The following is a 19,516-nucleotide window of genomic DNA, read 5'->3' as shown; positions in this document are numbered from 1 at the left end:
TTTTAGAAGAATAAGATTTTAGCCAGCCCCACGCCAATCAACACAATCAAACTTCCCATCAAAACCCCTTGCAAGTTTTTAAAGGCGTGTTGGTCGCCAGCTTTGTACTTAAAACCAGCATTGACAATTCCGATTAGGAAAGCAACGGCAGCAATTGCCATCAAAAGAGAAGTAACGGCATCCATTACCCCAGATATTGCGGTTGCTCCAGCAGTAGAAGCTGAACTAACCTTAGCCGCCCAAGATGATTGAGCGTTGGCAATGGTGTTGGAAAGAAACATCAATGCTAAAGCAGATAATATCGCTTTTCTTTTCCGATTAATGAAATGTATTTTTTTCATGACTTGAAATGAATAAATATTTGAAAATATATAAATGATAAAATGTTTGCTTTTTGAAAAAGGATATACTTGAAGTTTATTTTAGGATAGAATCAAACTCGACTTTATCCGTAAGTACCTGCTGGCGAGAGTCAAGTTCATTAGTTTTTTTGTTAATGGGGTTATCGTAAATGTCCTCCTTGGATTTACTCCCCAAAATGAAATAGTCATAAAAAAAGAAGACAGCCCAAACGATAAAGACTATGATACTGGTGTATTTGATAAATGGTTCCCAGGGGAAGCCAATGAGTGCGATAGTCATATATTTTTTTATTTAATGTGAATACACAAGCGTTAACAGCAACAGCATAAACTTTGAAAGTTTAAAAGTAAGGGTTATGTATAAAAAATTATAATACAAAGTTATTGATAAATATAAGATACAAATAGTTTGTTTATTGAATTTGTAAAAAACTTGAACTTGGGTTTTCAAAAGTTTCCTCAATACAATCGGAAATCATTAAAGTGATTAGTTCGGTAATCGACCTAATCACTGACTTTACAAGGGATTGCACCATGAATATGGGAATGATGATGGGTGAAAATATAATCCATTGTAGTAGATTAAAGATATTTAGCTTTTTCATAGGATGATTGTTTATTGGAGGAGCATACTCCCCATTTTTGAAAAGAACTTTTCAGTGATTTCGGGGTAATACTGTAAAGTATAGCTTGGCGTATCGAAAGACCTTAAAAATGGGGCTGATTCGATGGAATCAATGTAGAAGCATTTTTCATCTTCATTAATGACAATATCATAGAGGTAAAGCGGCTTCTTTTGCTTATCCCAACCAACCCTTTGCAGAGCAATGTATCTTCTTTCTTTAAGGAGTAGTTGGCTAACGGGAATTTTATCCAATTCGATTTCATCAAGAATGAATTGTTGGCGGCTTTTATCAAAACAGATAAAGTCTAATGGTTGCGTGGTTAATAAAAAAGCATTCATCGAAATATTGAAATTAGATTTTCCCAAGAAATTATATTGGATTACAATTTTTAGGGATTTAGTAGAAATTTACAAATTGGTTGTATATTTGTTTTTCAACAAAAATGCAGGATATAATCTATATAATCAACTTTTCGTAAGTTTTTTTCTGCGTTCACTCGTCATTATGTCAGATACATTATTAAGAATAAAGCAATATATTGACTACAAGGGGCTTAGTCTAAGAGGTTTTGAGCAGTCAATTGGTGTTTCTAATGGTTCATTTACCAGTCAATTGAAAAATGGAAAAACAATTGGGGTTGATAAGTTAGAAAAAATCTTGCAGTTGTATAAGGAGTTAAATCCTGATTGGGTTACTACGGGAAGGGGAAATATGTTAAGAGAGCAGGAGTGTGTTCCTATTCAAGAAAGTTGCATTGTTGAGCTTTATGAGGTTAATAAGAAATATACTACATTACTCGAAGAGAAATTGAAGGTTACGGAGGAGCAATTGAGCATTTATATAAGGGATTCTGTCATTAAATAAATGTGCATGGAGATTTATCAACTGGAAATATTACGCTTTTAAGGGTGACTTTTAATGATGTATTGGTCTAACGGAGTCTCTCCTTCATACTGTGTTAATAGGTATTTTATTTTCAAAAATACCTATTTTAAGGTTATTATAACTACAATATGCTATTTTAAAAATTCTACTTTTTGTTTTTTCAAATCGTGTAAAATTCGTGTTGGCATCATTCGACTATAAGTAGCAATCTGTTTCATTGTAGAATGTCCCATCATGTGCATTAGAGTACGCCCTTCGACCATGAATTCATTCTCCATCATTGAGCAAAAAGTATCTCTGAAGTCTTGTGTAGAAAGTTCGTAGCCTAAAGTTTCCTGGTGGAGTCCTACATAAGCTCCTAAGAATTTCAGCTGCTCATTTACTTCTTTATCATCTAATCTCGGTAGTTCTTCAATTGAGCCATATTTTTTAATAATCATTTCAACTTCAGGTAAGAGTGGGGGAAAAGCAAAAATACCTGTTTTGTGTCGAGCTTTCTTGAATCCTTCTCCAATTAAGTGGTTTGATGTCAATTCCATATAGTCAATATAACTAAACCCCGTAAACATCAAGAAAACAGCAATATCTCTTACTTGTTCTACTTTTTTGATTTTGCAATCTATTATTTTTTGGCGTTGCTCTGGTAATAAATAATGTGGTTCTTTCGGGGCATCATATTCTAAGTTTAATTTACCAATCGGCATGGCATTGATATATTCCCTATCAACTGCGTGGTCAAGACATTGACGAATTAGTGTAATATGCTTATTGATGTAATTTCTGCAATATTTATCGGCTTTATCTTTATTTCTTTGCTGTTCCATCCATTCTTCAAAAGTCTCAATGAAACTATACCTTATTTTGTCAATCTTAATGTCCAATGATTTTGTTTTTTTTAAAAATGCCAGAATGTTGTTTTTCCGTGAATGATAGGTCTTAATTGTGTTTTTTGCCATTCGCTTTTTCAATTTTTTGGCGATAACCTCGTCCAACACCTCAATAAAACTTTTGACTTTCTTTTCTTTTTTGAAATCTCTAATATGTTGCGAATTTGGGTCGTAATGCTCCCTAATCATCTTATACGTAATATCTTCGGGGGTGTGCATTAGGTATAAGACCTCCATAATGTCAAAAAAAGTTCTCTCAATCTTTTGTAGACTTCTATTAATGTTTTCGGCAGTATAATAATCAGGATTGACCCATTGACCATTTGGGCTTGAAATTTGCCTATAATTCCACCATTCAGAAAGTGGCACACGATATTCTGTCGAAAATGGAGTGTCTTGTTTTAGACCTTCAATTTCTAATTGACAATAGATAGAAAGATTTTGTGAGGGGTTGGCGCATTTTTTAGCACCTCTGAGGAAAAACTGCACTTTGAGCATTTTTCGCTTTTTTGTGAGTACAAGTACATAAATTTATTTTAAGTAAATTGAAAACTTTACTTAAAACATTATATGTGCCTTAAATTATACTTAGTTGTCGGATTTATTGTACGGTAATAAAATTTTGGATTTTTTTTGATAAAGAACAGGTACAATTATTATCAAAATGATTGACTTCGAAAAAGGGGAGTGTCATGTGTTAGTAAGAAAATCGGCTGTTAGTGAATCTGTTTTGGAGTTTTACAAAAATATAACTACTTGATAATCAGCCCTAAAAACAAAAAGAGGTACTGTTTAAGTACCTCCTAAGTGCAATCTTGTAGTCCGTACGGAGGTCATACAAATTAATCCAAAGCCATTGAATATGAGATGCTTAGAAGTGCGAGACTTCTACTGTTAGCGAGTCCGTGAGCGTGTCAAGCCGTTTTTTTTAGCAAGTTGCTATACAACGGATATACGGGTGTCACGGGCATTATACCCTCGCTAAGCGGCTGAAAATTTGCAGCTATTCTATATTCTTGCTCTTGCGTTGCCATATCAATCATTTTTTCGTAGCGTGCTGCTCTTCTTTTTTCAAGTTCTAATTCACGTTCAAGACGTTCAATATATTCTTTGTTAAGCGTCTCTGGAGTAAAAGGTTCACCTTCTCCTGTCATTACCCATCGGGTATTTATTTGTGGAAATTTTTTAAATAGCTTTTCTAAATACTCTGGACCCGGTTTAGCTTTTCTCAAGCCGACATAGTTAGAAGTTGTATTTCTGGCGACACCTAAAGTCCTATCTAAGTCATTTAGTACAGTATAGCCAATTTCATTTACAACTAATTTTAGCCTATCATTTATTATATCCATGATTGTATGTTTAGTTTTTAAATTTATCTTTGGAAAAATTAATTTTTTGCTGATTTAATAGTATCAAGCAGGGTTTGATGCCTTTTCTCTAAAGCCGTATTATTTTTGATGACTATGTATAGTCCAAGTGTCATAAGAACTATTGTAATAATTAGAAAATTAATAAGATAGTTTGCAAATGGTGGATTGAACTTTGGTATCATAAAAGTCAAAAAAGATAGCCCTATTATAGAGAGAATGGCAATAGCGACAATCTGAAACATCAACTTAATAGATTCAATACTTATTTTTTTTTCTTGATATATTGTTATTAAAAATTGAACGATTACTGTTAATAATAAAATTAATATCCAAAACGACGTACTTAGTACGTGATAAACCAACGAATATTCTATGGGCTTTGTATTTATATTTATCGCAATATTGGCGTTAGAAAAACTTATTTGGTTAATAAGAGAAGAACGAAAATCAGAAAAATGATTTAGCAAATTTTTTTGTTCTAATATCTGCTCTTGCATACCATGCAATTTGTTTACTAACTCAGGGCTTGTATTCTTTTGGATTATAAGCTCCTGAAGTTTTGCTATGTCTTCTATTTTGCCTTTGTTAGTCCAGTGGCTTGAAAAACCAAAGTGATTGTCTGTTAAAAGAACGCATATAACGACTATCATAAATAAGCCTATCTTGTGGGTTATCTTATAGGTGCCATCCAAAAATAATTTAACTACCTCAGTTATCCAATCCATATTTTGTTTTTTTGTTCAATTTACGAACAAAAAAAACTCCCTCAAAACGGTTCAAATACTACGATTTAGAAACCATCCCCAAAAAAAAATTTCACTTTTTTTAAATATTTATTTTGTATTGTAGTATTTATACTACATATTTGCATATCGAATTTAATGTAAAGGCGATATGATACAAATATAAAACAAAATGTGCATAAATTATGCACATTGATGATAAACGCAGACAAATATTTTTACGAGCGTTCTTGTATTTGTGATGAAAGATGAATTTATTTGTGGACAACATTTGAAGTTTTTAAAAATGTTGTCGGTGGATGGCCCAAAAGTGGGCGTGCCGATATGCCGATTGTAGGGGATACGTTCCCTACAATCAAATTTCAAACCTAACCATGAATAGCGTAAATCTTTCCAAGAAAAATCCTTTGGGTAGAGTCTTCTGGACGTTACCAAAGGAATTAAGAGAACAAATTTTTGTCGTGGCTATTACAGACTGTAAGATTAAATCACGACATAATTTAAGGCAGTATTTTTTTGTAAATGCAAAGCATAATCCCGAAAAATTAGATAGCCACTTAAAGGGCTATATGATACGGGTTTGCCCAAAATTCAAATACTGTTTTGTGCCTAATAGTCAGGCAGATAGAGCATTAGAACAGCTTGCGGAAGCGGCTTAAAAGATAGATAAGATGATAAAAGTTGAGAAGATTTTTTCAGCATACGATAACAAAATGTTGCTGGAAGTTAATTATAAAGTTTTTGGTTTACTTCTCTACAAAGTAATTTATAGAGAAGTAAGTGAAAGACGGATTACTAAATTAGTATAATGCGGTTTTTAATAATTTCTTAACGATAAAACGATGAATGGCGAACAAGCTAAAGTAGAATTAGACAGATTGACGGCAATCAAGCATGAGAAGACATTGCTTGTGGATGATGTAGAATCGAAACTGTTTAAATTGATGGAGTCCTTGAAAAATGCTACTGAAGCAGGATTGGAGGTGGAAATTAAGACTCGGCGATTCGATTTAATCTTTAACAAAGATTATCCTGCTGATTTTGAATATGAAATAATTTTTAAGGCTATTTTACGAAATAGTACTGGTCAATAAAATCAACCAGTACCATGTTTTTAGCGTTTTGAATTTAACTCAAAAACATCATTTATGAGTTGATTGTCCTTTGCTTTTTGCTCGTCAGTACGGTTAAATCTTTGTGTGATTTTTGCGTAATTGTTTCTGATAGCTTGTTCTAAGTCATCGGAGATTGGCAAATCTGGAAATAGTATTTTGGATGCAGTAATTTGTAATAATTCAGATTCTGAAATTTTCATGCTTGAAATGGGGGATTAAATTGTGAATATTTTGTTTTTTGGTCTTACAAATATAACACATTTAACCCCCATTTTATAAAGATATTAAGATTGAAAGCCGTTGGTTGGCGGACTTTTGGGGAGTAGGTCTTAAACACAACAATCAAGGTGTGTCGAAGTGTTTTTTACTGTTTTTGGGGATATAAAAGCAGTAACGGGTGTGGTGTAATTGGTGCATTTTCCAAGAGGAAAAGGAGTAGGTTCGAGTCCTGCCACCCGTGCCAATTTTCATAGTTAAATAGGTTTAAAGGGTAATTAATACCCCTCCCTGATAGGGAGGGGTTATTGTAACCGACCTAAAGATTTAGTTTTGTAATTTTTTTATTTTTCAATTTGTTGAGAATAGCCCATTCTCTGGTATGGAGCTATTTTCAACTAAACAACCAATCCGATGATTGCTCTAACCAATATCGACCCTTTAGTATTAGGATTGCTTGCCTTTTGTGCAGGCTTAGGAACTATAATTATTGTTTGTGAAGCTGTTATGAAGTCTGTACAAGCATCTGACAATGAGTAGATTGAATATAATAATTAACTGTTTTTTTTTGGGAGCAGCTACGGGGCTTAGGGCTTGGATTTGGAAACGATTTAAACGATAAACGCTATGGATTTTATTTATAAACATCTGATAGGAATAGGGTATATGTGCCTATCAGTATCAGTTATTTGGTTCTTGGGTGCGGTGTATGTAGCCTTTGAATTGTACATAGAACAAAGAAATGAAAGAGCCTCTAAGGGGGTTCTTTAGAAGATAAAAGACAGTTTATATGAGATGTAGTTGGGTTAGCCTTCCCTTTTTGGGAAGGATAATTTAAGCTCTCTGGTCTAAGATTAAATTAGTGGTTAGATGAAAAGTTCCTGCCGTTTCTGACGGCAGGTTAACTCTTTACGTTATGACAAAAATTATCATATTGCTGGTTTTTGGCTTTGCCACGAACTTCATTTTTAAGAAAAAATAGCCTTCTTTTTTAGGCTTTTTGATATACTTATTTTTTTAGTGTTTGCCTTTACGTATATATGTAAGGGTTAGTAGAATATTGCCTAAATAAACGCATTATAATCCTTATAATGAGTCACAAAATCTCATTTCAATGAGCGTGATGAATACGCCATTGACCTAAATTCTTACTAAACATGAACCGACTGTCTGTATCAGCCGCCTATTATTCGGCTGGCTTTACATTGAAACGCCCTGATTTGAATTGGGCGAAAATCAAAGAAAATCTTGGAATTAGATTACATGAGTTCAATGAGTGGGCAAAGAAGCAGATGGAGTTCAATCCGAATACTAAGGTTAGACCATTGGCGGTGTCGATGGAGGCAACAGCTTTACGGATATTATGGGTTTACGTTCAAAAATTTAAGGTTGGGCAAATACGTAATTATACGGTTAAGTTTTGCCGTAATTATTTGGCTAACGCAGTGGGTGCTGGCTTCAAAGCTCCGCACGTGGTGACGATGGATAGACACATAGACAAATTTTTATCTATGCCGAAAAGCTTCATCAAATCTCAAGAGCGTTCGACGCTCGGATTACCGGGGCAAGATACGAATTGCATCGCCCTCCAGATTGACCCCTCATTATTAGTGTTTTCAGACCCTAAGCATCAAGAAAATCACGAGAAAGGAATAGAGTTAATGAACCTTCCAAAACCTCGACACCAGAAGAAATCTTACCGTAGAGAACAACAAATGATTACCCCAACAACGCCATTAAGAAACGCACAAACAGAAGAGCAAAAGGCTGTGGTACAGGCTGTTAAAACGTCAGCGACCAGTTTGGGGAATTTGATGGGTGACTTTTTCAATCAATTTTCTGAGAGCCAATCAACCCCCTCTTAAAAATAGATAGTAACATTTTGCAATATAAGTATCATATCAGTTCTAATATTCAATAATTAGAACTTCCAATTAGAACATGAAAAGGCATTTAATGTTGGATATGTTTGAGTTCTGAAATTTTATTGCAAAAAAAAACTGATTCCCACGCAAAACAGATAAGAACTGATTAGTTCTGATTAGTTCTGATATGAACTAAAAAAAAGTTGCGGGCGGGCGGCGGCGGTCGAAAATCGTAAAGAACTGATAATCAATAACTTATAATTATGCTACAATCAAATTACAATCCAGAGACTGACAAAGCTCCGTCTCCTTACGACAAAACGAACTGCTTGTTGGTAGCGGCAGTCTATCATGAATCAGAATGGAACTCGCCAAAAGGTATGACCAAAGCCACTTATCACTCGCTAAAGTATATTGCTGAAAATGTGGAGTACATGAATGCTGACGAAAACCAGCGATATGCGATTGAATTTGGTAGGGTCGTTAGAATAATGAGAACAAAGTTTACAGGACCTTTCAAAAATAATCCTGTCAAGACGCTAAATGTGTTGTTGAACTATAATAAAGGGAATAAAAAATCAACAGTAACCAATCCACCAGTTTTGAAAATCGTATTCGATAAGAATACAATTACAGAAATAGGAATTTACATTGATGACCCCTATTGGAAAGATTTTGCAACGTCAATTGTTGACCAAATAGAACAGGAGATGTTGAATTCTATATCAAGATGAAGCATAAGACGCTCGGAATTGCTACCAATCTGCTGAATGCGGGTACAGCTCCAGACACGGTAAAGAAGTTGTTAAATATTAATGATAAGATTCTTTTGAAGGCAAAAGAAGCAGTGAATAAAAAGGTGGGTAAGGTTGAAACGGAACAACCCTCATGAGCTGAGACGTGAGCCACCTAAACATTAAATTGAGTTTATTCTGGTAGGAAGAACGGGGCGGTGACGATAAACGACCAACGCCGCCCACTCAATTAAAAACCGCCCAATGGTCTGAACACTGGACGGCTAAATTAAAACAGTAATTACACATTTTAACAGTACAAAATTATGCAAAAAAACTTTCTTTTGTCCGCAAATGACGGATGTATTTTTGAAACGTCTCTTTCGGAGCGTATTGTAGAAGCCTTGAAAGGCAAAGAAAATACCGAATTAGACGGAGATTTTGAGATTAATGGCGTAAAGTCCAATCTCTATTTTATAGACGATAAGTTCTATTATGCTTTTAGGGCTGATTTTCCAGATTTTCATCGTCACCAACTTTTAGTAGCTTTTATTCAAGAGAATTTGGGAAAAACGATTATGGTTATGTTTGCAGAAAAGGGAATTAATCAATTGAGCCTTGATAACCTTGAACGTTGTTTGAATTTCTTGAAATTGATTAATGAGGGTATGAATCCTAACGAAGCTCTTTTACGATTTTTTGACGTATGACACTAAATGAAACGCTTGAAGCGTCGCAAATTCTTAGACGATTTGCCAAATCGTTTGAGAATTGTGTGAGGGTTGGAAAGGATATTGAAGCACGAACTTATTTGCCCAATATTCGTAAGGCTTGTGAAGTTTTGGGCATGGACTGGAGAGCTTTGTTAGGCATCGAAAATGAACGGTTCTTTACGGATACTGAACCGTTCATGAACCGTTCAGTATCCGATTTAACCGTTCCGTTATCCGTTCAATTATCCGAGCAAAACCCCGAAATAACCGTTCTAAGGGACATTAACCGTTCAGTATCCGTTCAGACAGATGGTTGTTTGACTTGCGGAAATAGTTTGAAAGGGAAAAGAAAAGGAGCAAAATATTGCACGGATACTTGTAAAAATGCAATCAGAAATACATAAAGAACTTCATTTTTCACCTCAAAAAAAACGCCTGTGGTAAGGCACCACAGGCGACTTCACCAATATGAAAGAAGTAACACCACGAATGAAAAAAGCTGATAGGTTTTTTGCATTAGGATTAGATAAACTCTCAGACGAATTGAGACACGATGTCTTAACGAGGAGAATAAAAGTGACGAAAAGACGAATTATGACTATCGGATTAGACGATAGTATCATGCTTAAATCAATCAAGGAATTATGAAAATAAAACTTAATACCGATGCTATTTTGAATAGCGGTTTTTCAGCATCAGGGTTTTTGTCTCCAAATTTATATCGGGATAATAAAATAAAAAGTTTGAAAGCTTTGGTCTATTACCACCGAATGGAGCAGATAAGACCTATTGAAGTGGAAATTAATGAAAATGGTGATGCTTTCAGTACAGAATTTGATTGTTTTTTTTCACCATCAGAATATGAATTAGATTAATTATGAGCAAAGCAAAATTTGTTAAACTATTCCGTATCGACGGTACGGAGATGGTGGTAAGAAAGAGAATGGAAATGGTTGATGGCAAACGTCAATTTTCCATCAAAATAAATGCCTATTTCGATGAATATATTCCGCTCGGGTATATGCCTGAGTTTGAAACCATTTTAGGCGTGTGCTGTATGCAGCATCTTGACCAAGCCTTTGATGCCTTCGATGGCGTGAAGGCAAAAGAATTGTGTGAGGAATTACGAAAGAAAGCTAAGGAGGTAACGGGTAAGGCGGTGAATAGATTTAATAATAATTGAGTCTGAACTATGATTTTTAGGATTATTTAATTTTAAGATTTTTTTTAATTATGGAAAAATGGGTATATCTTTTTGAGATAGACGGCTATCAGATATTAGCCAAAAAGGCTTATGATAGCGAAGATGAGATATTTCAAATTGAATTTATCTCAAACGTAAATAGGGTTGAGGTTAGTGTTAAACTTAGTTATAAGTATGAGCAAGACAGAGATACTAATTTTGCTAATGAGGAAAAGATTAAGGATTATGTAGAAACGAAATTCAAAACGATGTTGATAGAATTATGAAAGAGCTGAAAGAATATTACGATAGGGCGTTTCAAGCGTTTCTTATTATAGTGATTATTGGCAGTAGTATCCATAGCCAAATAAATTTTGATAAGATGGAGAAAGAAGCTCTCCAGCGGGAGCTAAAGCAAAAGGAAATGATTGAGGATTTGTTTTTGATTCTTAAAAATCATCAAGCGGCTCTTGAGAGACAAAATGAAAAAATATTTCTATTAAAAATGGATGGAAAATATTAACACAGTTCATTCCGAATTAAAAAAAGATACGAAACTTGTTTGATTGTCAAACAAGTTTCGTATCTTTGTATGGTAAAACAATAATAAAACAAATCAAATAAATGACTAAATCCCAAGCGTTATTAACTGACCTCAGCATGAAACGAGCAAGTATTTTAATGTATCTGCGAAATTTACAGGAAAGCGAAGAAAATTATGACGAACAAAAAGTAAATGAACTTTTAGATACCCTAAATAAACTTCAAAAAGGGATAGAAGTTATTGAAAATCATCTTAAAAATGGGGGCGAATAGCCCCTTTTACTAAAATGTCAAAACAAGAATTAATATCGAAATACTTATTAGCCACTACCGAACAAGAAATTGAAAAATCTATTGTGGCAATGAATGAGGCAATTAAAAATGCCACACCCGAAGAAAAAGAAGCGTTAAAGGCGGTTGTGTATGCTAAAAATGAAATGCTAATGAAAGAGTCTAATGATTTATTAGCTCAAATAGATAGCGTTTTGGCTACGCCAGATTTTACGGTTAATTTGAATGAATGGGTAACGATGAAAGAATATTCAAAAAGATTTAATCTTTCAACGACTAATATTGTGACAAACTGGATTAAAAGAGGGATAATCCCTTCTGAAAATATCAAGACATTACCTATGTTGAATGGGTTGAAATTAATAAGGGCAATCAAATATTTGTAGCTTTTATTATTGTTTTATAGTGCAAAAAACCCGACAAAATTTTGTCGGGTTTTTTTATGAGAGGGACATTGATGTCCCTCTGTGAAAACATATTATTTTTTGTATCATAAATATTCCAAATTATATTCCTAAAAAGCGGTTAAAAATATTCCAAAAAATATTCCTGTATGATTACAAGAACAAAAAAGCCTCTGTACGTTGTGTATAGAGGCTTTTTGTTTAGGATAATGTATGATTACAAAGATAATAATTTGATAGGCGTTCGGTCTTTTATCGGGAATTTTGGGCTAAGGGTTTCCGCCAAAAATGCCGTTCCGTAAGCGTAATACTTTGCCGTGAAATCGAAGTTGGCAAGCTCCAATTCGGTAAGCCAAATTTCGGACGTCCATTGTGTGGTGTTGTTGAGAAACTCTAAATACTCCAGATAAAACATTTCTAACAGTCCTTTGTGGGTGGTGGTACTGCTCCAGCTCAGGGCTATCTTATCATTTTTGTTATCAGATTTGGCGATGTATGATAGTCCGTTACTACCAAAACCGAGGAAAAACGACAATCTTGGTGTCGGATTGTTGTCTTTTTGTTCTAAATAAATTGGGCTTTTGGCGGTTTCGTTGACGGTTGGAATGTATGGATTTGGGTCTGAAATCATAAATTCGTCTAAGTCCATGTTATTGAGAACAGGCGTAAAACCTGCTTCTATGGGTGTGTAGCTGCGTCCGTCGTTGGCGATGGCTGTATCAGTTGGATAGTTTTGTTGTGAGAGAGCTGTATTGTCTGCGTTTTTGAAACGTAATTGATAATAGGTTTTGTCATTACTTTCAGCGGTTGGCATTCGCATGATTAGGTCTGAAATATTAATTACCTTATCGCTATTGAGTACCTCTTTTGCCTTCACGATAGTGATTTTGTTGGCTTGATAATCATACTTGACAGACAAACAAAAGGTGGTTCTGACGGCATCTATGAACTGTTTGACCGTCATATCAGGCATGAATTTGCTGTATGACATGGTGGTAGAATACATATTGGCGGGTATGGTTGTACCTGCTAATTGCTCGGCAAAATCTACATTATTGATGAGGTGTAAGTCTCCCAAATAAGCGTCTCCAGCCTTGATTTTATCTTTAAAAATTTCTGCATCAAGCGTAAAACCCATCATGGTACAGATTTTTTCGAGGATAAAAATCAATGAAAAGCATGGTGAAATAGGATAGGTATTTAGGTTTTCGTTGCTCAAGCAATTGTTTAGTTTGAGTGAATTTTTGGGAGCTAAATCAATTGTTATTAATCCGTCATTCAAATGAAAATCATCGCCTTTGTATTGGTTGACGATGCCTTCGTATTGGGTATTGTCAGAAGGATAATAGCTGTCATTGTAATAGGTTAAGAATTTGAATGGATATAGATTTTGATATTCTACAATAGCGTTTAGGCTCTGCGAAACGTCGTTATATTCTAAGCGAGTGAGGTTATGAGTTGATAACAATGTTCCTTTACCTACAACACTGTACATGGTTTTGTTGTAAATTTTGATGCTAACAGAAGTAATAGGCTTGTTAGAATCTATCTGTACAACGTTTATTGAGCCTGTTCCAGATTTTGGCAGGTTCATTGATACGCTATAATCTTTGATTTTGGAGGTGCAAAGCAGAAATCTTGTTTCTGGGTCTTTTTCGTTATACCAATAATCATAGAAATAGCTATTTTGATTTGAAAATTCAGGAGCTTCCGCCACAACGGTATTGTTAATGAGTAGTTCAAACCAAACTGGCGATGGAATAGGCTGACCGATGACGGCGGTATCGGCAACGGGATTGATAAAATATTTACTTAGGTTATCTGTTCCATATAAGTTAAGTGTCCATATTTGCGTTTGAGCAGGAATACCCACAAGGTCCAATTTGCCAAAATCAAGTTCCCATAGTTTTTTTTCGTAGAAATTTCGGGGTTGATTCCCTGGCGTTTGGATGAGGTCGTAACTATAACTTTTTTGTCCTGCTCTTCGCAAAACAAAGTACCAGGAATAAAATTCGGTTGAGCCTACCAATAATTTGGCAGGTAATTGAATTTTGCGGTCGGCGACTACCTGCGGATATTGTACGTTTTGGAGTATCACACAGTTGTTTTGTGTGGTAGGTAATGAGCTGGTAAAAGTAAACGAACCTGACTGAATCAAGCCTAAAAATCCGCTATTGAGGATTAAAGAGCTGCCAAAATCTTTAGGCAGGTCAAGCTCTTGCCACTCGTTATTTTTTTGAACTAATAATCTGTATATCATCGGGTTACTCGTTTGATGTTGGCGTATTGAAATTCGAGTTTGTGGGTGTCTTGCGTATCTTTTAGTTTACGAGCAACGATAGACTTTTGGGTATTGATAAGCCTGAAAAATTGACCATTTCGGTACTCGTAGGTATCCAAGAAACTTAGGTTTTCGGCAATGATGTATCGTTCATTTCCTTCTAATAGACCTGATTCGATGATTACTTTTTCGGTAATTTCGTTATAGACGGGTACAGATTCGGTCATGTTCTCGATGACGGTTTGGGCAAAATCAAAATGGTTTTCTTGATTACCATAAAATTTGAAACAATCCCAAAAGCCATATTTATTTCTCATCGTGAGAATAAAAGGCGTATCGGTATAGTAGGCGTTAAGGTTGATGACTTCTCGGAAATCACCAAAATGAAATATTACTTTGTCATACTCCTGAAGGTTGAGTTCTTCGTAGTATTTGTGATAATTAATGATAAGGTGACGGTTTGCCACTGATTTTACGTGGTCAATTTCGGTATATGCTCCACCATTGACGGAGGCGTACAGTTTGCCAAAAATTGGCTTATTGAGGTAATAAACTACCTGATAGGGGTGGTCTAATGCAGCTCTTTTTGGGTTGTTGGTGAGCCGTTGGGTATGCGGAATATCAACACCGCCCAATAAGGTATCGGTGATGATTTGGTTATCAACGATTATTTTAACCTCCTTATTGAAATTGACCGCCCGTACTTTGGTTTCAAAATCGGGGGTTTGTTCTTGCAATTTTAATGAAAGCAAAAGGCTTTCGAGGTAATAGGTTATTTTGCCGTTGATGGGAAAACCTGTGAGTTTACCCACTTCTATATCATCAACCAATACGCTGGCGATAGTTGGAATGGTGGCGGTGCTTGTTATTATAAGCGGTTTAATATTGCCTTGGTAAATCATTTGATTAGTGAGGTTTTGGTGCTTGCGTAAGCACTGTTGACGGTATCGTTCATTTTGCCTTTTTCCTGTTCAAACTTATAGATTTCTTCTTGCCCGATGTTGGCGTGAGCCGTGATTGGCGTTTTCATTTTATCCTCAAAATCGTTTGCCATTTTCTCAAAACGTTGGTCTAACTTATCAAAGAATTCGTCCATAGAATTTGAATTGCTTTGATTTGTAATCGGCTTACTAAAAATAGCCCCTCCGTTATAGAACGGTTCTGCATTTTGGAAGGATTGAGGCACTTGTTTGGTAACACGTGCGTGTTCTACCAACGGTTCTATATTTGCCCATGCTGGCGACATACGGATGAATTTTGGAATCATGTATTCGTCTGGGTGAGCAATGATAGTTCCACCGCCCTGGTTATCGACGGGGTTATTGAAATAGCTTGGCATAGCTCCACCGTCGAAATAAGATGGTGGTTTTTGTGAGGAAATAATAGCGATTTCGGCTAATGTGATTCCTCCCATAATAGCAGCTAACAAAGCTCCGCCAATTGGTCCCGTTTGGGCATAACCTTTCATCACGGCTTGTACACCATTAATGGTTGCTTGCACAATGTTGGCATCTTTGTCAAGCTGGAATTGTTCACGCTTTAATTTTCGCTGAGCGTCGTCATGTTCTTTGTCGGCAATTTTCTTTGCCTTGGTAAGTTGACGGCTTGTGAGAATACCTGCATCTTTTTGAGATTCGAGGTTACGGATTCCTTTGTCGTAATGCTCTTGCTCGTCTTGTGTGCGGTTGGCAATGTTTTGACGAAAGGCATTACTAACGGTCGAATATGCTTGCGAAAAAACGGCAATGGCTTCTTGGGTGGTGGCAAGCGTAGAATCTTGTTGAATCTTCTGACGCTCCTGAGCGTATCGACGAACGATGTTTGTTTTTTCAGCTTCAGTAAGGTTTGAGGCTGAAAGTTCTGATTGCATTTCTGCATTGAGCAGGGCAATTTTGGCATCGTTCGGGTTCTTATTGTTTAGCTCTGCTTCGGATACATCGAGACGGAGTTTATCAATATTTGCCTTTTTAGCACGTTCAATATCCTTATGGATATAGTCGTTTACTAATGATTCCCAATCGCCCAAATACTGAGCAATGATTGCGGATTTCTCTTTTCCGTAATTTTGTTCTAATAATTTTAGGGCTTCTTTATTATCTTTTAATGACTCTTTTTCCTTATCATTTTTAATTTTCAGGTTGGCGAGTGCAATTTCCTGATTGTTGAAAATGATAGCTTCTTGAGCATTGTAAATGTCGGTATCTGTACCTTTTTTTTGAGCTGTTTTGAGTTTGTTTTGAAGCTGTTTTGCGTTAGCGTCTTGAACAAGCTGGATGGCACGATTGGTTTGTTCGAGGATTTGAGCCTGACGTTTTTTGTCGAATTCGTCATAAATAGCTAATACCTCATCTTCTTGCTTTCTCTCGATTTGCAGACGTTCACGATGGATAAGGTCTTTCTGCTCTTGTGAAAGTTCAGATTCTTTGAGAACGATGCCTTTCTGATTTTTGAACTGCGTTTCAATTCGGATTAGCTCATCTTCAGCATTTTTATTGACGAGGTTAATTCGCTTTTGTTCATCGTCAGAAATAGCCTGTAACTCCTCAAAAGTTATTTTTGCTTGGAGTTCTGCAATTTGTCGTTGAGATTCTTGCAAGAATTTTGCACGTGCTTCGGCTTCACGTTTGCGTTTTTCGGCATCGCCGTTACCTTTGCCCTTTCCTTTAGGTTTATCCGAAAATTTAGCTTCGTTATCGGAAGTATCTGTTTTTGTGGTAGGTTGATTTACGGGTGTATCCTCACTATATTCTTTTACTCGTTTTTTGTTTGCGAGAAGCGTATTATTAATTTCAATTAGGCGGTTTTGGCGTTTTAAAATGGCTTCTTCATTCAATATTTTCTTTTCTCGGAAAGCAAATAAGTTATTATAATCATAGCTATAACCATCACTTACTTCCTTTAATATTTTTTTCTTTTCGCCTCCGAGAGCATTATTTTGAGCGTTCTTTTGGCTGATAGCGGAGTTTTTTGTTGATTTTGCTAACTCTCTGTTCTTGTCTAAGAAATCATTTATCATCCCTAAGTTTACCTTTGTGGCACGTCCTAAACTGTCCATTGCGGTAATTGCCCCCGGCACTATTCCCCCTAATTGCCCTATTACATTATTAAGTTCTCGGTGAGCTTCAGCAGATAGATTTCCGTCTTTTGAAAGTTGTTGATAACGAGTGACTAAGGGAGCTAAGGTTTTTTCAAGTTTTGCCGATTTTTTTTCTTGCTCAAAGAAAGTTTCTTCGGCAGACTTTCCTTTTTCGGTCATGTTGGCAAGCCATAGAATAGTAGGACCTGAGATTTTTGCTAAGGTGTTTACGATACTTGCACCCACTCTTGACCATGCTTTGCCAATTTGAGAGATTTGCCCGGCTTCGTCATTGAGATATTTATTGAAAATTTCGGTGGTAACGGCTCCGTCTTCAAAAGTTTGGTTGGCAACTTGCTGTTTTTGAGTAAGTTTGTCAATATTATCCGTCAAAATACCGACTACTTTTAATACTTCGTCAGACTCTAATTTTACGCCTTTTAGGGTTTTGGCGGTATCTGTACCCGATAATCCTTTGAGCGATTGGGCGAATTTGATAACAAAACTATTAGGGTCGGTATTGATTAAAGCTTCGATTTCCTTTTTGGTCATGCCCATTTGCTTGCCAAAAAGAGCTGCATTATTAGCCGCTACTGTAAGGATTTTTGAGAATCCAGAACCTGCGATTTCAGCAGAAAGGTTAGCTTCTTCAAAGACTGCTCCGAACGCTGCTAACTGTGGAAGTGTTGGTTTGATAGAATCAGGAATTGCCCCAACTCGTTTTAGAAAGTCGGTAATTCCTTGTGTACTGGCGGGACCATCAAGGTTTAATTGTTTGAGGGTTGAGCCAATTTTGGCGAGAGATTCAGAATAATTAAGGTCACGGGTATCTCTGAATTCGCCTTTCAATTTGGCAATCATGGTGATAGCTTCTTCAACGTTTCCGCCAAAATCTGGGCCTAATACCATTCCTACTTTGTCTGCTTCTATGACAAATGATTTAATATCATTTTCGGCAACGTTTAAGTCTCCAGCGACGACGACTAACTTTTTGAGTTCGTCAACCGATGATTCGGTTTTAATATCATTTAGTTCGCCTTTGATTTTGGTAGCTGCTTCACGTGTGGTATTGAGAGATACTTCAATATCGGTAATGTCTCTTGCTCGCTTTTTGATAGAATCAACGGCTGAAGAAAACGCACCGATGATTGCTTCGGAAGCCATGCCTGCCAAACCTACGAACATTCCTCCGAATGCTCCTGCAACGGCTGAGGGTAATTGTTGTTTGATTTGCCCAAAAAATGAGGTTGTACCAGAAATTTGACCGTCTTTTTTGGCAATCATTTGAGCAATATTCTGCGAATCAGCAATGCGTTTTTTGTTGGCTTCGCTCTCAAAATCGGAGGTGTCTCGGATTTCTTTTTGTAATAGTTGATAGTATTCTTTCAGGTGCGTTAGTGAAATAGCTTCTACACCTTGTGTTTTGACTGTTTGTAGTAATTCTTGATTGTAAGAATGTTGGGCAGAGCTCAGTTCTTTGATACGAGTTTTGACAATATTAAGGTTTGTATTTGCCTTATTATATTGGTCTGTACCTTCATTATAGCGGTTTTTTTCGGAGTTTAATTCTCGTTGAAGTTGTTTTAACTCTTTGAGTGTTAAGCCTACTAAACCTAATGATTCACGTTCTTTGTCAAGAGCTGCTTTTGCTTCTAACGCTTCTTTGGCGAATGTTGATTTTTCATCACCTTTTGCCTCTTTATTTTTTTGGATAAGGAGGTCGTATTTTTCTTGAAGTGTAGTAAGGTTACGTACACCTTCGGCAGTGTCTATATCAACACGGAGTTGTAAGCGTTCGGTTTTAATTGCCATTTTGGGTAATTAATTCTGTTGTGAATTCTTCGATAAGAGAAATTAAAATGCCTTCTTGCAAGCGTGCAAGGCGAGAGTATAGCGGTTTGTTGAGGACTTTCTTTTTCTTGCGAAAGATGGTATTGATGGTAGTTCGACCTAATTTTTTGCCTTTGTGGTAGCCTTTTCCTGCTCCCATATCGACGAAACGAAGGGCATCACGGAAGTAGAATTCAAGGGAAACATTGCCTTGGAGTTGTTCAATGATACGGATACGGATGTTGGGAGTAGTATTGTCAGAAAACTTGACACGGTTACGTTTGAGTGCAGCACCCACAATTCTTTCGGTTGAGGTAATCCAATCGTTAAGAAATTCAATGATATTTGATTTTTCGTAGCTTCTCATGCTACGAATTTGTGAGGATAGGAGG

At 36.1% G+C, this 19,516-nt stretch carries 25 protein-coding genes and 1 pseudogene; 16 read left to right on the top strand and 10 right to left on the bottom strand.

Annotation, left to right across the window (positions count from 1 at the left end; all coding sequences use genetic code 11):
• Positions 1 to 2: 2 nt before the first annotated feature.
• Both VB796_RS06775 and VB796_RS06770 read right to left on the bottom strand, forming a co-directional pair.
• Positions 3 to 341, bottom strand: coding sequence for a DUF4134 family protein (locus tag VB796_RS06775; protein ID WP_323345759.1), 339 nt, complete (start codon positions 339 to 341; stop codon positions 3 to 5).
• A 637-nt stretch (positions 342 to 978) separates the two neighbouring features.
• Positions 979 to 1,353 carry a hypothetical protein gene (locus tag VB796_RS06770; RefSeq protein WP_323345758.1) on the bottom strand — a complete coding sequence of 125 codons (375 nt, stop codon included), beginning with the start codon at positions 1,351 to 1,353 and terminating at the stop codon, positions 979 to 981.
• A gap of 139 nt (positions 1,354 to 1,492) precedes the next feature.
• Between VB796_RS06770 and VB796_RS06765 the strand changes: the two genes are divergently transcribed.
• Positions 1,493 to 1,852 (top strand): hypothetical protein, encoded by a 360-nt coding sequence (locus VB796_RS06765; protein ID WP_323345757.1) that lies wholly within the window; start codon positions 1,493 to 1,495, stop codon positions 1,850 to 1,852.
• A 152-nt stretch (positions 1,853 to 2,004) separates the two neighbouring features.
• Here VB796_RS06765 and VB796_RS06760 read toward each other — a convergent pair whose 3' ends face one another.
• From VB796_RS06760 to VB796_RS06750, 3 genes are all read right to left on the bottom strand, one after another.
• Positions 2,005 to 3,258 (bottom strand): site-specific integrase, encoded by a 1,254-nt coding sequence (locus VB796_RS06760; RefSeq protein ID WP_323345756.1) that lies wholly within the window; start codon positions 3,256 to 3,258, stop codon positions 2,005 to 2,007.
• Between the two features lie 416 nt (positions 3,259 to 3,674).
• Positions 3,675 to 4,109, bottom strand: a complete 435-nt coding sequence (locus VB796_RS06755; RefSeq protein WP_323345755.1) for a hypothetical protein — start codon at positions 4,107 to 4,109, stop codon at positions 3,675 to 3,677.
• Positions 4,110 to 4,147: 38 nt separating this feature from the next.
• Entirely contained in the window at positions 4,148 to 4,855 is a 708-nt protein-coding gene (locus VB796_RS06750) for a hypothetical protein (RefSeq protein WP_323345754.1), read from the bottom strand.
• Between the two features lie 317 nt (positions 4,856 to 5,172).
• Between VB796_RS06750 and VB796_RS06745 the strand changes: the two genes are divergently transcribed.
• Positions 5,173 to 5,532, top strand: coding sequence for a hypothetical protein (locus VB796_RS06745; protein ID WP_323345753.1), 360 nt, complete (start codon positions 5,173 to 5,175; stop codon positions 5,530 to 5,532).
• A 183-nt stretch (positions 5,533 to 5,715) separates the two neighbouring features.
• Positions 5,716 to 5,967 (top strand): hypothetical protein, encoded by a 252-nt coding sequence (locus tag VB796_RS06740; protein ID WP_323345752.1) that lies wholly within the window; start codon positions 5,716 to 5,718, stop codon positions 5,965 to 5,967.
• Positions 5,968 to 5,987: 20 nt separating this feature from the next.
• Here the strand turns inward: VB796_RS06740 and VB796_RS06735 are convergent, their stop codons facing one another.
• The gene (locus VB796_RS06735) at positions 5,988 to 6,188 is read right to left on the bottom strand and encodes a hypothetical protein (protein WP_323345751.1); all 201 of its coding nucleotides are present in this window, start codon (positions 6,186 to 6,188) and stop codon (positions 5,988 to 5,990) included.
• Positions 6,189 to 6,381: 193 nt separating this feature from the next.
• Here VB796_RS06735 and VB796_RS06730 point away from each other — a divergent pair.
• The 13 genes and pseudogenes from VB796_RS06730 (at position 6,382) to VB796_RS06670 (ending at position 11,919) form a co-directional block, all read left to right on the top strand.
• A pseudogene (locus tag VB796_RS06730) lies at positions 6,382 to 6,451 on the top strand.
• 167 nt (positions 6,452 to 6,618) lie between these two features.
• Positions 6,619 to 6,744: a hypothetical protein gene (locus tag VB796_RS06725; protein ID WP_323345750.1), complete on the top strand. Its 126-nt coding sequence runs from the start codon at positions 6,619 to 6,621 to the stop codon at positions 6,742 to 6,744.
• A 617-nt stretch (positions 6,745 to 7,361) separates the two neighbouring features.
• Positions 7,362 to 8,069, top strand: coding sequence for a hypothetical protein (locus tag VB796_RS06720; RefSeq protein ID WP_323345749.1), 708 nt, complete (start codon positions 7,362 to 7,364; stop codon positions 8,067 to 8,069).
• Positions 8,070 to 8,332: 263 nt separating this feature from the next.
• Positions 8,333 to 8,803: a hypothetical protein gene (locus VB796_RS06715; protein WP_323345748.1), complete on the top strand. Its 471-nt coding sequence runs from the start codon at positions 8,333 to 8,335 to the stop codon at positions 8,801 to 8,803.
• Positions 8,800 to 8,961: a hypothetical protein gene (locus tag VB796_RS06710; protein ID WP_323345747.1), complete on the top strand. Its 162-nt coding sequence runs from the start codon at positions 8,800 to 8,802 to the stop codon at positions 8,959 to 8,961. The genes VB796_RS06715 and VB796_RS06710 overlap by 4 nt, the downstream gene beginning before the upstream one ends.
• Before the next feature lie 168 nt (positions 8,962 to 9,129).
• The gene (locus tag VB796_RS06705; protein WP_323345746.1) at positions 9,130 to 9,513 is read left to right on the top strand and encodes a hypothetical protein; all 384 of its coding nucleotides are present in this window, start codon (positions 9,130 to 9,132) and stop codon (positions 9,511 to 9,513) included.
• Positions 9,510 to 9,920: a hypothetical protein gene (locus VB796_RS06700; RefSeq protein ID WP_323345745.1), complete on the top strand. Its 411-nt coding sequence runs from the start codon at positions 9,510 to 9,512 to the stop codon at positions 9,918 to 9,920. The genes VB796_RS06705 and VB796_RS06700 overlap by 4 nt, the downstream gene beginning before the upstream one ends.
• Positions 9,921 to 10,160: 240 nt before the next feature.
• Positions 10,161 to 10,391 (top strand): hypothetical protein, encoded by a 231-nt coding sequence (locus tag VB796_RS06695; RefSeq protein ID WP_323345744.1) that lies wholly within the window; start codon positions 10,161 to 10,163, stop codon positions 10,389 to 10,391.
• Between the two features lie 2 nt (positions 10,392 to 10,393).
• Positions 10,394 to 10,699, top strand: coding sequence for a hypothetical protein (locus VB796_RS06690; RefSeq protein WP_323345743.1), 306 nt, complete (start codon positions 10,394 to 10,396; stop codon positions 10,697 to 10,699).
• A gap of 50 nt (positions 10,700 to 10,749) precedes the next feature.
• On the top strand, positions 10,750 to 10,986 hold the full coding sequence (locus tag VB796_RS06685) for a hypothetical protein (protein WP_323345742.1): 237 nt from the start codon (positions 10,750 to 10,752) through the stop codon (positions 10,984 to 10,986).
• Positions 10,983 to 11,222 carry a hypothetical protein gene (locus tag VB796_RS06680; protein WP_323345741.1) on the top strand — a complete coding sequence of 80 codons (240 nt, stop codon included), beginning with the start codon at positions 10,983 to 10,985 and terminating at the stop codon, positions 11,220 to 11,222. Before VB796_RS06685 ends, VB796_RS06680 begins: the two co-directional genes overlap by 4 nt.
• A gap of 101 nt (positions 11,223 to 11,323) precedes the next feature.
• Positions 11,324 to 11,515, top strand: a complete 192-nt coding sequence (locus tag VB796_RS06675; protein WP_323345740.1) for a hypothetical protein — start codon at positions 11,324 to 11,326, stop codon at positions 11,513 to 11,515.
• 14 nt (positions 11,516 to 11,529) lie between these two features.
• Complete coding sequence (locus VB796_RS06670; protein WP_323345739.1) at positions 11,530 to 11,919, top strand: hypothetical protein; 390 nt, start codon at positions 11,530 to 11,532, stop codon at positions 11,917 to 11,919.
• Between the two features lie 235 nt (positions 11,920 to 12,154).
• On the opposite strand, the gene VB796_RS06665 is transcribed toward VB796_RS06670, so the two are convergent.
• Genes VB796_RS06665 through VB796_RS06650 form a run of 4 tightly spaced genes read right to left on the bottom strand, consistent with a single transcriptional unit; the run spans position 12,155 to position 19,491 of the window.
• Positions 12,155 to 14,197, bottom strand: a complete 2,043-nt coding sequence (locus VB796_RS06665) for a hypothetical protein (protein WP_323345738.1) — start codon at positions 14,195 to 14,197, stop codon at positions 12,155 to 12,157.
• On the bottom strand, positions 14,194 to 15,120 hold the full coding sequence (locus tag VB796_RS06660) for a hypothetical protein (protein WP_323345737.1): 927 nt from the start codon (positions 15,118 to 15,120) through the stop codon (positions 14,194 to 14,196). The genes VB796_RS06665 and VB796_RS06660 overlap by 4 nt, the downstream gene beginning before the upstream one ends.
• The gene (locus tag VB796_RS06655; protein ID WP_323345736.1) at positions 15,117 to 19,106 is read right to left on the bottom strand and encodes a phage tail tape measure protein; all 3,990 of its coding nucleotides are present in this window, start codon (positions 19,104 to 19,106) and stop codon (positions 15,117 to 15,119) included. Before VB796_RS06655 ends, VB796_RS06660 begins: the two co-directional genes overlap by 4 nt.
• Positions 19,096 to 19,491: a hypothetical protein gene (locus VB796_RS06650; protein WP_323345735.1), complete on the bottom strand. Its 396-nt coding sequence runs from the start codon at positions 19,489 to 19,491 to the stop codon at positions 19,096 to 19,098. The genes VB796_RS06655 and VB796_RS06650 overlap by 11 nt, the downstream gene beginning before the upstream one ends.
• Between the last annotated feature and the right edge of the window lie 25 nt (positions 19,492 to 19,516).

Origin of the sequence: Arcicella sp. LKC2W (assembly GCF_034931005.1) — a bacterium.
Classification (GTDB): Bacteria; Bacteroidota; Bacteroidia; order Cytophagales; family Spirosomataceae; genus Arcicella.
The sequence above is the reverse complement of the archived record's forward strand: the minus strand, read 5'-3'. Positions and strand labels throughout refer to the sequence as shown.